This window comes from Mucilaginibacter aquatilis (assembly GCF_009755275.1).
Taxonomy (GTDB): domain Bacteria; phylum Bacteroidota; class Bacteroidia; order Sphingobacteriales; family Sphingobacteriaceae; genus Mucilaginibacter; species Mucilaginibacter aquatilis.
In genome coordinates, this window is the sequence record NZ_WQLA01000003.1 from 466272 (window position 1) to 480759 (window position 14488).

Genomic DNA, 14488 nt, shown 5'->3' on the forward strand with positions numbered 1-14488 from the left:
TTTTCGCATATCTTCGAGAGAAAGTTTAGGTTGACGGATTTTTATCTTCATAGCTAACCGGTTCATCTCTGCAAATGACACGTTGTAATTCATTGTTAGATTGATTATATAAAACAAGATAATTAATTGATAAACATTAGCTATCTATTGATAGTGCAGTGATGTAGATTGATCAGGCAGCGTCTTTTCCATCTAAGCTCAGGAAACATCAATGCATATCATAGCGAGCAGGGCGGCCTGAGAAACTCAAGCCGCCTGCCGCTACTACTGGCCGGTGCTTGGTGGAGCGGATTTTTCTTTAATAAACTGCTGGTAAATTTGCTCAATCTTAGCTATCAGCAGTTCAACTTTATCTTTTAAGCGCTTTACAGATTCTTCATCTGGATTAAATTGGCTTTTATATCGTGCTTCCGAATATCCTGATTGCAGCAAATTGAATAGCTGAACGCCTTCCGTCGTGTCTAACTGCAAAACCCGCTTAATTTCTTCAGTAAATAACAATGTTATTCTAATCTTTCTCGACAAATTATGCACCGATAAGCGGTAACCTAATACCGCCCGAATAATAGCAATCAAACTACTTTCAGCAGCCTGATGAAGGGAGAAAAGTGCCAGTGAATAATTGTTATCTTCAATGTAGCGAAGAGCGCCTTTCATGAATTCTTTGCCTTGAACACCCCATCTGTTCCAGTCGTGCCCGGCTCTTTCCAGCCACACACTATTATCAATGGAATGCGCACCTGTTAGCTCAACATCAGGAGCTTTATAAACATTAATACTTTTGAAGAGTGTGTTGTGCCAAAAACGCTTATTGTTTGCCAACGCATCTTTGGCACTGGCCAGTTTATGTACAAAGGCGAATACTGATGCCAGGTGACGACAGTTATCCTCAATTTTGTTGGCAATCTCGTGTTCAGGCGTTTTTTCCTTGTCGTCTATCAGTATCAGTAAATAATACGTAAATGGGTTGGAGTGTGTACCCATCAGGTAAATCATACAAACAGATGGAATACGCTCAACGATCAGGTTCTTTACTTCGTCAATGCCTGACTTTTCAGCTTGATTTAATACCGGATCAAGGTCTTTTAGTGGTGCTAATTTATCATCAATGCTTTCTTTTTCCGACGCATTCCGGTTTCTGCCCCAACCTTTATGCGTGATCGTTTCTTCGGTCTCGCGCTGGTGAATGAGCCATGCTGCGGAATAAAGTTTACGGATATTATCATACACGTCAATGATCTCGCCAGCGATCAGCGTTTCGTCAGCAGCACTGTTATACAAGGCGCTGTGCAGCCATTCGTGCAGATAGTCGCGATAATCCTGCGGCGTTATTTTTTTGAAACACTTCTTCACGGCTTTATATGGGTTAGCAAGTTCTTTTGCAGACAAATTTTTTGGAAAGTATACCCATTCCTTTTTTTCCTGTTCGATCTGCTCTTCGGTCACGTCCTGTAAGCGTGGCCACCTGTCGTAATTTCTGAGTAGTAATAAATGCAGAGCTTCGATCAACTGAAGGGTTTGATCATAAATGAATAACACGTGTCCAGGCCCATGCCGATCTTTATAAAACTTGTCATTTAATACATAAAAACGCCATTCCTTTAAATCCTCCCGGTGATCTTTGGGCCACCCAGAACTGAAAAAGTCGGTAATGACTTTTAAAGGATTCATAATTTCGCTAAAACGCAGATGTTTGGGGTACTGCTCCCACGGTGCTATGTTTCCTAAATACATCGTCATGGTCTTGATGCCGCCATTGTTGCCAGCAAGACAAATGACCGCAGGAACAGCTTTCTAACCTATTCTACAGCTTTCTATCGAAGTAGCAAACTCGTATAATTTATGCTTGCTTTAGGCCGATAAAACTGGTAACTTGAAACTTCAAATTTTCATACATTTGCTTAAACAACCATTTTCGTCATGAGGACAGCTACCGATTCGCCAAAAAATATTCATCAGGGACGCAATGTGAAGCGCTTTCGCGAGATGCTCGGGTTAAAGCAAGAAGCCTTGGCCTTGGCTTTAGCGTTAGGAGATGATTGGAGCCAAAAAAGAGTATCGTTATTGGAGGGAAAAGAGCTTATTGAAGAAGATATTCTTGCGCAAGTAGCTGCTATACTTAAAGTTCCCGTTGAAGCCATCAAAAACTTTGATGAGGAAAAGGCGGTGAATATCATCTCGAATACATTTAACGATACTTCGATGTTAAATGCTGTAAATTACAACCCTACATTCAATCCTATAGACAAGTTAATTGAAGTCTACGAAGAAAACAAGAAGCTTTATGAGCAACTTCTCGCAAGCGAACGGGAAAAAGTAGAAATTCTTAAAGGTAAAGCCAATTCATAATATCATGACAGTGGAGCAGCACGAAAAGCCATACAGAGAAAGGATGTTCAGTCTTGTTGCAGACCCCGAACTAAAAGCAATGGAAACCAGGTACGAGCCGTATCTTGACATTCATGCTATTGAGGACGTCTTAGAAGGCTGCGACATTATACAAGCCCCTCTGGGTGAGGTGCCTACAGGCAAGCTAATATGGAAAGAGGGTTATGATCTGCCGTTGGAACTCAAACGAGATATCATCAACTTATACAACAAGCACTTCATTGATCAGGAAGCGGGTTAAGCTCAAACAACGTTCTCCAGGTATCTTCTACAGGTTTTTCAACTTCTGCAAAAGGCACATCATCCCATAGATGCAGTTCCTCGTTGATGAACCGATATAGCTTCCTGATTCCAACTTCGTTACTCGCAAACACATGGGTGATACCTTCTTTTTCCAGATAGTCTTCCCAATAGCCGTCTGAACTAAGGGGTTCAATATATACGTCATCATCAATATCCTGGTCGAAGGCAAACCGGAATCCGGATACTTGTGGTAAAGGGTTACCATCAGTGGGATCATCTAAAATAGTCGTTAAACGAAAATGCATCGCCGGGTAATGGCCGACACTATACATAATCTCCACTTTTGCCAACGTGCGGGCATTCAGCTCTAACACGCCATAGGTTAGCATCTCGACGAGTTTCAGCCATTGCTCGTCTGATACGCTTAATAATACATTGTGTGCCTCATCTAATGTTTTCATAATAGAGTATTTTAGATAAATAGCAACAGGTCAATGATGACCTGTTGCCTAAAAATGTTAAACACTCATTTTGCTTTTACGCGACTGTTTTTTTTTTGGCAGCTCCTCCGAGGATTGCGCATGAGACTTCAAGCTTTTTGTTGCTTTGGCACTTGTACCTAACAGCTCTTCCCGCTTGATCTTCTTCATCTGATGGTCGTAAAGATCGACGGTTTTGAACTGCGGGTTAGCTGCAATGAAATACTTTTTTTCGCCTTCACCGGTTGCAACGGTGATCTGCTGCGCATTGCCCTTTTTCAGAGAACGATATAAATCTTCTTTTGCTTTTGGATCTTCCAGTTCCTTGATACCTTTTCCGGCAATGACCTTTTCAATATCATAGCCGTAATTCTCGTGGTAATGCTTGATCTTCTTATTGCCACTTTCGGTCAGATTTTGGTCGTCCAGCGTTAGCCAGGCCTGATATTTTTGATTTTCCAGGTTCGTTAGCTGTTTATGAACAGAACGTCCCTCCATCAAGTTGAAGGCTTCTTTAGCTGTAACGCCATTTCCTTTATTAATAAAAAACGTTTGGCTGACCTCCTTTGCAGCGTCTTCGTGCCGGATATGCGCATCGAACTTATTAAAAAAGTACATGTCCTGGTTGTCGCCTGCTTTAAAATGAAGGGTGTAATCGACGGTCTTTTGATTGAACTCGTGGCTTAGGCCTAACCTGAATTCCGGCGTTTTCGCTTCCATTTCCTTGTCAAGTTCCGCATTTACCTTTTCTCCAAAACCTAAATTCAAAAGGCTTTTCTTTAAAAATTCTGAATTTTGTGTCTTCATAACTGTATGAATTAAATGGTTAATTAAATGATTATTAATTAGCGGCCAGCGTCAGCGCAGCCCGTGATGGTACAGGAAGGACTTTGATATCATCCAGATCATCTTGCCTGATTTGTAAATAAAGGTGCCGGTTACCCGAACGCTCGTAAACCTCGATGAATAGCGCCTCGTCCTCCGATAGCGAAAACCGCTTAAAAGCAAATACTTTGGTAACATCATGATCTTTGACTACAGCTGTACGGCTCCGTAAAGTGCTGTAAAGCGGGACGATCTCCTGTTCGTGGGTAGCCATCCGGTCCACGGTTTTGCGGTCACGAATATAGAAACGGACAAAATCAATCCCGTAAGGCAGGTTCGAGCGATTTCGTAGATCAAGCCGCAAATAGATCCGGTTACCCGCAAGTGAAACTTTATTGATCCAGGCCTTGATACCGCCCGTTTTCTCATGGGTTGCGACATCAGCACGTTTTCCTGATGCCAATTGCTGCGCGATAACCTCTTCGGTATTTTCCGGCCTGTTATTTACAAGTGTACGTACAAGCGTCATACCATAGCCAATCCGTCGCCCTGCCCGTCCATAAGAATAAGCTACCGGGATGCTGTAGACCTTTTTGGTGCTTTGATCCTGAACACTAAGCGTAACATTTTTAAAATTCGACGCGACTGCTTTGATCGTTAACACCCCATTGCCTTTGTCCGTAATTACGTACTTGCTGCTTTGGCTGCCGAGCACTTTAACTGGCCCTTGAAAAAATAATGCTGTTGCCTTGTCGTGGCTTACATAGGCTGTGTCCTGTGCAAACGCTATTTTCCCTATCAACGCAAGGAAAAATATAACTGTTAATCTTTTCATATTACCTCCTTAATTATCGCGGTCATTGTTGTCCTTAAGCAGAACTTCATATCCGGCTTTGACTTTGACCTTAATCTGTTTTACCTTTTTGCCGAACAGCCCTTTAGCGGCTTCAATACCGGCCCCGGCTGCTTGTGCGCCTAACGATTGATCCATGGTCATCAGCTGCATGGAGCTAACGGCGTTGCCCATTCCGTTCTTAGCAGCGTCGCGGCTGATGGACCCAGGCACATATAAACCTTCCAGACCATCCAGGTCATACACAGTGAGTGCGACCGGCAAGATGTTATTCAGGTAGCGTATACTGGCAATCTTGATTTCCAAGCGTTCGTTGTTCAGGGCACAAGTGCCGTAAACGAAGCTGCCTTTAGGAATCATTTTGCCTTTAACATAAATCCCGTCCAACAGCCGCAGTTTAACCACCGCGCCGCTGACCAACGTTTGATCTTCGTGAATCACGGCTTGAATGGTATTCCCTTCCGCATTTTCACCCTGAGCGGTTTTATTGCTTGCATACCTAACGTTGGGCCCTTCACCATATTCGTCGCTATCATCGCTTACGGCAGTTACCGCATAGACACGGTTACGATTTTTTAGGGAGCGGGCGCGAAGGACGTTATCGGAGTTGCCGGGATTTTGAATATCATTGATCTGCTGAAGCATGCGGCTGAGCTGTTTCATTTCCGGGTCTTCAGCACTGCCGCTGTTCATGGAAGCCATCATCATTTGCAGTCGCTTAACGGCTGCACCGGAATTTGGCTGCGGCTCATAACCGCCCGTTTGTACCGGTGACGAAGACTGATTGAGCTGCGTATTGATTTGCGCAAGTTTCGCCTGAATTTTGGCTTCATTAGGATCGTTCGCCGCCAGTTCGCCTGGTAACGAAGAGGTGTTTTGCAGTTCTCCTTGTGAAGCCTGCTGTTCAGCAAAGCCCATCGAACTAACGAAGTTTTGGCTTACGCTGCCCGCGGCGGAACTGTCTGAGTTCTTCGCAGATGTTTGATAGACACCCATTTTATCCTGATCACTACCATTTTTAAATTTAGCTTGAGGTAAAGTAGTGTTCAGCCCTTTGACCGCCGTCTGTTCGCCGGTCATATGGCTACTGTTCCGTCCGCCACCCAACGCCCAAAAGGCCATCGTCAGAAAAGGAAAGATCAATACTGGTATCATCATTAAGAATTTACGCTCTTTAAGAAATTCAGGAGCGTGTGCAGGCAAATTGCCTTGTTTGAGTGTTGCTTCCATGATCTAATCATTTTTTAGTTAGTGAATCTGTTAATTGTGCATCCCTTCTTCCAGAGAGATTGACGTCGGATGCCATACCGATATGTGTTGCGGGTTTATAGGATTGATGAAGGGCCGGTATTGTATAGGAATTGGTAAAAAGTCCTGCTAACAATATGACCGTTATGATCGCCACGACACTCACCAGCAGGACCTTTTGCTTACCGGCGCTATAAGCATTGAACCGTTGGCCGATTGACGCTGCTAACTTAGCCTGAAAACTTACAATAAATTCCGAGACCACTTTCGCTATTCGGTCGTTCATCGGAGTGGATGAGCTATTATCGTTACTTTGTGTTTTCATGGCTATTGATGTTGAAGGGTAGTATCCCTGTTGGCTAATGTTTCCCAATGCTGAATCAGGAATCCGTGCGGGTTGTTATCTGAACGCGCCACGTTTCGGAGATAACCCTGGGTAACCAGACTGCGGTTAATGGTTGATGTTGCGCGGATCAGCTTTTGCGTAGCAAAGCATTTAAAGTAATAAGGGTACTTATCAATGTCGAGTTGAATGCTGTCCACCACAACCTGTTGGCTGATGTTGCCGGAAATCAAGTTGTTGTAATAGCTTTTTTCCTTAAGATCGTTGTACTGATTTTTGGCGCTTTCATCGGCCAGGTACAATGCCTTTCCGATGTTGGCATTGATCACTTTTTCATCAGGGTCAAGCGTGAAAAAGTAGTGATGAAACATTTTGATGTGATCCCGTGCCTCAACCGGGATGTTATCTTTGCGGTCTGCGGCGAAGGCTTCTAAAGCTTTGCCGTTCGCTAATATGTAAATATGCCTGCTGGCGAGGTCTGCTGCCTGGTAACTTTTATAAAGGGCAAAGCAGGAGATGATCGTGCAGGCCGCTATCAGGAAGTAACTGAACAACTTCACATGCCGGAAGGCAGTTTCAATATTCTTTAGGTGTGTAAACATGGCTACGAATTTTATGGTGAACTACTTAATTTCCGTTGATGCGAGCTGCCTGATGGTTAGCGGGCTGTGACTTATTTTCCTGACCCGCATTGTTCCAGCCGCTCATAAAGTCGCCTGGTGCATTGCTTAAATTAATTGCGCCGTTGACCATTCGTTCTCCCACTTGAGAACCAGCCGCCACGGTGGCATTGGAACTGGTGATGACCAGTGCATTTACTTTTTGTAAAAGCCCATGGCCGCTGCCTGCATTGACAATGTAATTGGCTACGCTCGGAACCGTGAAGTAGCCTATGATCCCAATGATCAGGAAAATGAGGTAAGCCGTATCAGTCGAACTAAAAAAGGTATCACCCGCTGATTGTACTTGTGAAATATCCAGTTTGAGCATATTTTCCTGCACTTTACCGATAATGGCACCGAATATATTCGCGACTGGTAACCATAGGAATACATTGATGTATTTAGCCAGCCACACCGTTAACGTGCTTTGAAAACCGTCAAATACCGCAAGCCCAAAAACGATCGGCCCGAGGATAGCCAGAATGATCAGGTAAAACGTACGAATAGTGTTGATACATAGTGCTGCGGCTTCATACAATACCTGTAGTACCTCTGACATCCATTGCTTCACGGTATTACGAAAGTTATAGGACGCTTTAGCCATAGCGAATTTCATATCATTTCCAACGCTTGCTAATACACCTTCACCACTGCCATCTTTGTCTTCAGGATGGGTATACTTGTACCATTTATCCCGGTCACCATCACCGTCAGGCCCAACGTACATTTGCCACGTATCTGTCTTCTCAACGGCTTCCTGTTTGGCTTTTAATAAGGCGGCAATCGCTGCATCTGAGTTTTGCACCATTCCGCCCGTCGCATTTACGGTAGGCTGCATGATGCCGTTGATGATTGCGATGACCGTGGGAAATAACAGGATCGCCAGCCCGAGAGCGAAGGGACGCATCAGCGGGTAAAAGTCTATAGGTTCTGCCGCCGCAATTTGCCGCCATACGCGGCTGCCGATGTACCACAGTGCGCCGAATCCTGCGATGGCCCTGCCTACGCCGATCAAGCCGCTGCACATCGGCAGCATATCATTGTAAACATTATTGAGCGTTCCCTGCAATCCCTGGATGTTATCTGCAAGCCCTGCTGCATTTGAAAATAATGGGAAAAGAATCCCCGTTACCGCAATGATTGCGGTTAAAAAAGCTGTCTTTTTCATAATGTCTGAATTAGTGGTTTATACCGTAGAGCTTCTTTAATGAGAGGGCATCGCCGGTTTCCTTCGTTCGCTGCAAACTGAGCATCACACCGTTGCGGTTGAAGTATCGCAAAAACTGAAGCTTATCAGTAGAGTTCACATAAATCCGATCTATTGCCCTGATCCTTTCATCATCGGTCATCCTCAATTTAGAAGCTGTCAATACATTGGTTAGCTCATTGATATTGTCAAGGCTTTGCTTTACCAGCCCGCCATATACCTTACCCATATAGTCAAGTTCGCCTGCGGAAAACGATCCGCTTTGTTTAAAGCGGGAAAAAGCCTTCTTGTACTCACTTAGCAAACTGGCCTGCTGGGAGATGATCTCGGCAACCCTGCCGTAGTTTTTGACAGCCGGACTGATCTGAAGCAAGCCGTTTAGATACACATCATGCAGATTAAAGTTTCCTTGGGATAGCGACGAAATCGTACTGTAGCCCCTTTGATAGATCTGGTAACCTGTCTTCATATCGGAAAGGATGCTCTTCAACTGAGTTAGCTTTTCTATATTCAATAACAACTGCTGTAGTTCCTGGCCCTGAGCCTTACATACCTGAGTATGCGAGAGAGTCGCTACTGTAAATCCTGTCAGCAAAAATGCTTTGATGTGCTTTTTCATAATCCTTGATATTATCGAATACCGAATATGTATTTGCTGGTTTCGAGGTTGGTATTTTCTTGCTGTTTCTGAAGGCCATAAACCTTGATCTTGCCTGCGAAGTCTGCGATAAACCGGTAATTGCTCTGCATCGCCAGGTGAATGCTGTTCAACCGCTTTAAACGTTCATCGTCAGTCATGGTCAGTTTGCCGTTTGTGAGGAGAATTTGCAGCGCTGTGATCTGTTCATCGCAGTCTGAAAGCAGTGCCTGTTTGACTTGACCAACGTAAACCTTTTCCTTCGTTGACAGGTAAGTTGCCTGATCAAGACCTTTAACTGCTCCTAGAATATCCCTTTGCCATGTCAGGATATTACCCACCTGCGGGTTATTCTTGACTACCATATTGATGGATCTCAACTTATCATAGTAGGTCGTATGCAAACTGAACTCGTCCTTTAACGAGCCGGTGATATAACCCAAGCCGCCGTTAGCGATTTGGTAACCTTGCTTCAAATAATTGGAGTAAACCTGTAAAGCTGCTATTTGCTGAAGCAGGTATTTCTTTTGGGTTTTCTTTTGAGAGAACCATTCGGCAAAAGTCTGCGCATGTGATTGTGACAACCATAACGAAGCAGCGGCGGTCACCAGCGCATAGGTTAATAGTGCCTTGCTTTTCCGGCCGATATCATCAGCACGGCGCTTTAACTGGCTAATTGATTCCATACAATTCCTTAATTGATTTCGTATCTGCAAGGTCACGGCTTCGTTGCAAGCAGATCCGAATGTTTTGATTGTTAAACTGCTGCAAGTCGTTGTAATTGATATCCAACTGGTCACTTGCATGATTAATCAGTTCGAGCCGATCAGCATCGGACATTTGCGTTTTGAAGCTATTGATGACCATTAATATCTGATCGAGGTTCTGAACGCTGGCATCTAAGATGCCGCTGTAAACCTTCTGCATGTAATTGATTTCTTCCGGACGAAAGTGGTTGTCTTTTTGAAACAGCCCCCAGGCCCGCTTGTACTGACCCACCAAAGCAGCCTGTTTCAAGGTGACATCTTTGATCCGCTGGTAATAAGCAATGGTGGATTTGATCTTCCATAGCTCTGTATAGTAGCCGCTGTACAATTGTTTTTGTTCTTCTGTCCAGCCGGATATCTCCGTAAGTTTAACTTTAGATAGCTCGTTTTCTAACACTTTCTGTGCATTCTGCAACCAGATGGTCTTGTTCTGCATCCGCTGAACTTTAAGGTCAATGGCCTTGATCACTTTCTTGACGGTGAGTTTAATTACTTCTGCTACTACGAACTGCGCATTAGCTTTCGGCACTGTGAACAATAACATTATCAAGGCGATTAATATCGCTGGTCGTACCTTAAATTTTTTCATAAGAAGTCCCTTTCCGATTATTTATCAGATTAAAAAAGGCAAGAAATAAATTGCTATTTTATTTTCTTGTATTCGGAATCGCCGAGTTTAACGCCGTTATGGTCTGTAATATAAACCTGATTTCCAAGGTCAGTTTGCTGTAGTACCTTTGAATCTTCGTTGTAAGTGGCATCCCATTTGGCAGACTTAAATTCCTTGCTCTTTAAAACGCCATTTCTGATTTTTTGAAAACCAGATTTTCGTTCAATGTTATATGCCTGGTTAGAAGAATTGATATTTCTGATAATAAGAGTATCGTCTGTAAGCGAATATTCATTCTTGAAATGGGTTACATAAGTCCCGGACGGGTCTGACTCTTTAGCGGTCTCTGAGCATCCGTAGATGATAAATAATATCAATAATAGAATGATTAATGCTTTCATAATGATATAATTTAATTAAGCTGCTTTTTCTAATTCTTCCTGAACAATAGCCGCAATGCCTCGCTGAATACTTCCATATTTCTTAGCGTATTCTTGAACACGAGCTTTTTCCGCTGATTCCGTTGTATAAGTCCAGTATTCCTCACGGCTCACCTCTGTCCGGTAAACTTTTGACAACTGACCATTGAGGCTGATAAACACCTCTTTGTATTTTAGCTTTTCATCATTGTTCCGGTTCATGCTCATGATCAGTGCCGTTTCTTTATCCGTGATGCCCAATAACTGCTGAATTTTCGGAAAGTCATTCTGGTACTTGCGTTGGTCAAGCAGAATTTTGCAGTCGCTGTTATTGATAATAGCCTGCTTGACCACCGGCGAACTGATGATATCTTCAATATCCTGGGTAACTACCAAAGCTTCACCAAAATATTTTCGAACCGTTTTAAATAAGTATTTGATGTATTCGGCCATGCCTTCACGCGCAATAGCTTTCCATGCTTCCTCGATTAAGATCATTTTGCGGGTGGCCTTACTGAGTTTGCGCATTTTGGATACAAAGGTTTCCATAATGATCAGTGTCACTACCGGGAAAAGAATGGGGTGATCTTTGATGTTATCCAATTCAAAGACAATAAAGCGGCGATGCAATAAGTCGAGATTTTCTCTTGCATTCAACAGGTAAGCGTACTCACCACCTTTGTAATATGGTTTTAATACGAACAGCATGTTATCAATATCAAAACGTTCATCTTTTACTTTTGATTGTTTCATGGTCTCATAAAACTCTCCTGCAAGGAAATCATAGAAGCTATCAAAGCAAGGAAAGATATCAGAATTCACTTTAAGCTTTTCATAATAGTGGTACAAAGCATCGGAAATCGCAATGTATTCTGAACGTTGTACGCCTTCATCTTCCTTCTTCCACAATGCCAGGATCATGGCTTTAATGCTTTCCTTCTTTTCCGTATCCAAGTAGTCGCCCTGAGCGATATAAAAGGGATTGAAGCTGATGGGGTTGTCTTCTGAATAAGTGAAGTAATATCCTCCGACGAACTCACAAAGCCCCTGGTAACTGTGCCCTACATCGACCAATACAATGTGAGCGCCCTGTTCAAAATAGCTTCGCAAAAGGTGGTTGGTAAAAAAAGACTTTCCACTGCCCGACGGACCCAAAATAAACTTATTCCGGTTAGTCGTTATGCCTTTCTCTATCGGTTCATCACTGATGTCTACATGGACAGGTTTGCCTGACAAGCGATCGCCGAGCCTAAGCCCGCAGGCACTGATACTGGATTGGTAGTTTGTTTCAAGATTTAAAAAGCAGGTTGCCTGTTCAACAAATGTATCAAAGGTATCATTCATTGGAAAGGTAGCTTCATTGCCTGGCAATCCCGACCACCATATCTGCGGTGCTCCGTCCGTTTCCTGTTTAGGTTGCGCATCCATTTGAGCTAAAGCTGAACTTACTTTATTTTTGAGGTCTTTAAGTTCGGCTCGGTCGCTTGTCCAGGCCATCACATTAAAGTGTGCTTTAACCGGCAGCCGCTGCTGACTGATTGCTTCATTTAAAAATTCGTGAGTCGCATCCCGGCTGATCGCATTTTCACGGGAATAAGCGGATAACGATTGTAAGCGCAGCTTCTTTGCCTCCAGCTTCTTTAAGGTTTGCTGGCTGTCTTCGATAAATATGTACTGGTTATACACATGGTTGCATCTCAACAAAGTGCCGATCGGTGAGGCAAATCCAGTACTAAACTTTGTTTTGTCCGTGCTGTACTTGTCAAAGGTTATCCTCGGGCCACAAAGCGGCGGCAAGTCTTCCGCATCGCTTAAAGTAAAAAGCTGACAATAATCATTGCCAATGCGGATCTCGTCCTGAATATGAATATCCTTTAAAACCGTATTGCTGTTCTTGTTGAGCAGAAAGCAGTACTGTTCCAGTATTCCGGGTGTCTTAGGCGTACCGGACAGTCCGTCGTCATTGATGCCCCGCAATGCAATTAGGCCGCTATCTTCCAGCACCTTTACAAACTGTCCGGCATTATCTAAAAAGTCACGAAACAGCTCTTCTGATGTGGTTTGAGAAGGGACTATGCGTTTTCGCATCAATGTGCTTACCGCGCTCGTATAGTGTTTGAATTTTTCGGGCTTCTTAGTCAGGAAAACATGGCAATGATGATGCAGGTATGGACGCTCGTGGAAATGCTTTTCGCTGGAATGTGACAGAAACGTTTTAACCTGCGTTTCGCCGTTTTCCTGAAACCTGGCCTTATACTGCTCACTTATAAACCAGTCCTGCTTATGGAAGATGGTATTTTTCGGCAGCAGCTTTATTGCCTTGATCCAAGCCTCGTGAAAGCTGTGGTATTCGTCATTGGACATGGTAAAAATTTCCGGTAGGTCAACTTCATAACCAATGGTCAGGTCGCCTTGCGCTGAAAGCATACAATCGTGTTCCACCTTATAAACAGGAAATACCTGTTCCGCTTTGCTGTGTGATCTCATGATCTTCTTTTTAATTGGAGAAATACGTTTCGTGTCTTGAATTGCAGGTAACGCGGCAGATATCGCTTTGCCGATCTCTTCATCAGCCCATATTGGCCATATTTATGGCTAAGCTTAAACACCTGGAAAAACAGCAGGCTCCCCAATGCACCTACGATTATCAGGCACATGGTCACCGGTATGCTCACCAGGTACATGATTGCAAAGCCGACGAGCAGAATAACGAGGCCTGCTCCGAGGTAGCCGATGTACTGGGCCTTTAGCCCTTTAAATTCGATGGGTTTATTGATGCCCTTATTGATCTGATACAATGCCATATTGATGCAGTTAAACGCCAAAAAAAGATTTGAGTACAGTAGCGACAACTACTAGAAAAATGCAGCTACCAAACCAGCTGGATGCAACCTTTCCGGTATCATGCTCGCCGTCGTTCCACTTTTTGTAAACCTTAATAGCACCTACCAGGCCTACCAAAGCACCAATAGCATACATCAAGGTTGTACCGGTAGTAAAATAGCTTTTGACCTGCGTGGTTGCCTCCTGAATGCCGGCATTACCGTCCTGTGCATACAAGGTGAAGGCGAAAAGGATAAATGTCAATGTGCCGAAGCCTTTCTTCAACAGATGCCTCAGATCGTTATTTCTTTTTACTTGCTGTGTTTTCATGATTATTTATTTTAAAGGGTTTAAAAAATGTTACTCATTCAAGGCAGGCAGGTCATTGCTTGTCAAGTCGAAAGGCAATTTTCCGTGCGATTCGTTCAAGATGTGCTCAATTACCTGTAGATAGTTTATTTCCGACTCGTAAGGTTTATAAGAGGTAAGCAGAATGTTCAGCAATGAAATAAATTCTGATTTACTGTCAACGTCTGCGAAAGCATCAATGAGTTTGTCCGTCTCATTAAGCAGTTGTGTTTGTGGCAAAAACTCAACGGGCTTTGCTGCTGTTGTTTCAGCAACTGGTTCGTTTAAGTCTTCGTCGATGTCGGCTTCCGCGAATTGTAACTCTTCGTCGGCTACGACGGTGATGCTTTGATCTTGCTTAGCTTGACCCATCACCGTAAAAGATGAAAGGGTGCTGCTTGGGGCAAGTAGCTGACCTGATTGCTTAGCTATAAAAAGATTGGTAACCTCGCGCTGATAGTAGCGAAGAATCACATACAGGTAGTAAGATGCGCTTATGATAGCGATGGCTGCTAAATACTGCTGCCAGGAGATGGATGACAACATAACACTTTGATTTTAAAGACCATCTGCACCATGCAGCGATCTCGAAAGCAAAGGTTGGCCTATCCAAAAAACTTTTATCACACCTCATGT

At 43.6% G+C, this 14488-nt stretch carries 18 protein-coding genes; 2 read left to right on the top strand and 16 right to left on the bottom strand.

Annotated elements, in window-relative coordinates; translation table 11 throughout:
* Positions 1-264 precede the first annotated feature (264 nt).
* Positions 265-1740 carry a HEPN domain-containing protein gene (locus tag GO816_RS09745; RefSeq protein ID WP_127702908.1) on the bottom strand — a complete coding sequence of 492 codons (1476 nt, stop codon included), beginning with the start codon at positions 1738-1740 and terminating at the stop codon, positions 265-267.
* 180 nt (positions 1741-1920) lie between these two features.
* Between GO816_RS09745 and GO816_RS09750 the strand changes: the two genes are divergently transcribed.
* Entirely contained in the window at positions 1921-2349 is a 429-nt protein-coding gene (locus GO816_RS09750) for a helix-turn-helix domain-containing protein (RefSeq protein WP_127702909.1), read from the top strand.
* A 4-nt stretch (positions 2350-2353) separates the two neighbouring features.
* Positions 2354-2629, top strand: coding sequence for a hypothetical protein (locus GO816_RS09755; RefSeq protein ID WP_127702910.1), 276 nt, complete (start codon positions 2354-2356; stop codon positions 2627-2629).
* On the opposite strand, the gene GO816_RS09760 is transcribed toward GO816_RS09755, so the two are convergent.
* The 15 genes from GO816_RS09760 to GO816_RS09830 are packed head-to-tail and all read right to left on the bottom strand — an operon-like array spanning position 2607 to position 14398.
* Positions 2607-3092: a hypothetical protein gene (locus GO816_RS09760; RefSeq protein WP_127702911.1), complete on the bottom strand. Its 486-nt coding sequence runs from the start codon at positions 3090-3092 to the stop codon at positions 2607-2609. The two genes, GO816_RS09755 and GO816_RS09760, sit on opposite strands and share 23 nt — an antisense overlap.
* 57 nt (positions 3093-3149) lie before the next feature.
* Positions 3150-3917 carry a hypothetical protein gene (locus GO816_RS09765; protein ID WP_127702912.1) on the bottom strand — a complete coding sequence of 256 codons (768 nt, stop codon included), beginning with the start codon at positions 3915-3917 and terminating at the stop codon, positions 3150-3152.
* Between the two features lie 34 nt (positions 3918-3951).
* Positions 3952-4770 (bottom strand): DUF4138 domain-containing protein, encoded by an 819-nt coding sequence (locus tag GO816_RS09770; RefSeq protein ID WP_127702913.1) that lies wholly within the window; start codon positions 4768-4770, stop codon positions 3952-3954.
* A 9-nt stretch (positions 4771-4779) separates the two neighbouring features.
* Complete coding sequence (gene traM / locus GO816_RS09775) at positions 4780-6018, bottom strand: conjugative transposon protein TraM (protein ID WP_127702914.1); 1239 nt, start codon at positions 6016-6018, stop codon at positions 4780-4782.
* A gap of 7 nt (positions 6019-6025) precedes the next feature.
* Positions 6026-6361, bottom strand: a complete 336-nt coding sequence (locus GO816_RS09780; RefSeq protein WP_127702915.1) for a hypothetical protein — start codon at positions 6359-6361, stop codon at positions 6026-6028.
* A 2-nt stretch (positions 6362-6363) separates the two neighbouring features.
* Positions 6364-6981 carry a conjugative transposon protein TraK gene (gene traK / locus GO816_RS09785; RefSeq protein ID WP_127702916.1) on the bottom strand — a complete coding sequence of 206 codons (618 nt, stop codon included), beginning with the start codon at positions 6979-6981 and terminating at the stop codon, positions 6364-6366.
* Positions 6982-7006: 25 nt separating this feature from the next.
* The gene (gene traJ, locus GO816_RS09790) at positions 7007-8209 is read right to left on the bottom strand and encodes a conjugative transposon protein TraJ (protein ID WP_157541637.1); all 1203 of its coding nucleotides are present in this window, start codon (positions 8207-8209) and stop codon (positions 7007-7009) included.
* Between the two features lie 10 nt (positions 8210-8219).
* Entirely contained in the window at positions 8220-8867 is a 648-nt protein-coding gene (locus GO816_RS09795) for a TerB family tellurite resistance protein (protein WP_232336538.1), read from the bottom strand.
* Positions 8868-8878: 11 nt separating this feature from the next.
* Complete coding sequence (locus GO816_RS09800; protein ID WP_127702918.1) at positions 8879-9571, bottom strand: hypothetical protein; 693 nt, start codon at positions 9569-9571, stop codon at positions 8879-8881.
* Positions 9558-10241 (bottom strand): conjugal transfer protein TraI, encoded by a 684-nt coding sequence (locus tag GO816_RS09805; RefSeq protein WP_127702919.1) that lies wholly within the window; start codon positions 10239-10241, stop codon positions 9558-9560. Before GO816_RS09805 ends, GO816_RS09800 begins: the two co-directional genes overlap by 14 nt.
* Positions 10242-10294: 53 nt before the next feature.
* Positions 10295-10639 carry a hypothetical protein gene (locus GO816_RS09810; protein WP_157541639.1) on the bottom strand — a complete coding sequence of 115 codons (345 nt, stop codon included), beginning with the start codon at positions 10637-10639 and terminating at the stop codon, positions 10295-10297.
* Positions 10640-10678: 39 nt separating this feature from the next.
* Positions 10679-13168, bottom strand: coding sequence for a TraG family conjugative transposon ATPase (locus tag GO816_RS09815; RefSeq protein ID WP_127702921.1), 2490 nt, complete (start codon positions 13166-13168; stop codon positions 10679-10681).
* On the bottom strand, positions 13165-13485 hold the full coding sequence (locus tag GO816_RS09820) for a DUF4133 domain-containing protein (protein ID WP_127702922.1): 321 nt from the start codon (positions 13483-13485) through the stop codon (positions 13165-13167). Before GO816_RS09820 ends, GO816_RS09815 begins: the two co-directional genes overlap by 4 nt.
* Before the next feature lie 10 nt (positions 13486-13495).
* Positions 13496-13834, bottom strand: coding sequence for a DUF4134 domain-containing protein (locus tag GO816_RS09825; RefSeq protein WP_117381996.1), 339 nt, complete (start codon positions 13832-13834; stop codon positions 13496-13498).
* A 30-nt stretch (positions 13835-13864) separates the two neighbouring features.
* Positions 13865-14398, bottom strand: coding sequence for a hypothetical protein (locus GO816_RS09830; protein ID WP_127702923.1), 534 nt, complete (start codon positions 14396-14398; stop codon positions 13865-13867).
* Positions 14399-14488: the final 90 nt, after the last annotated feature.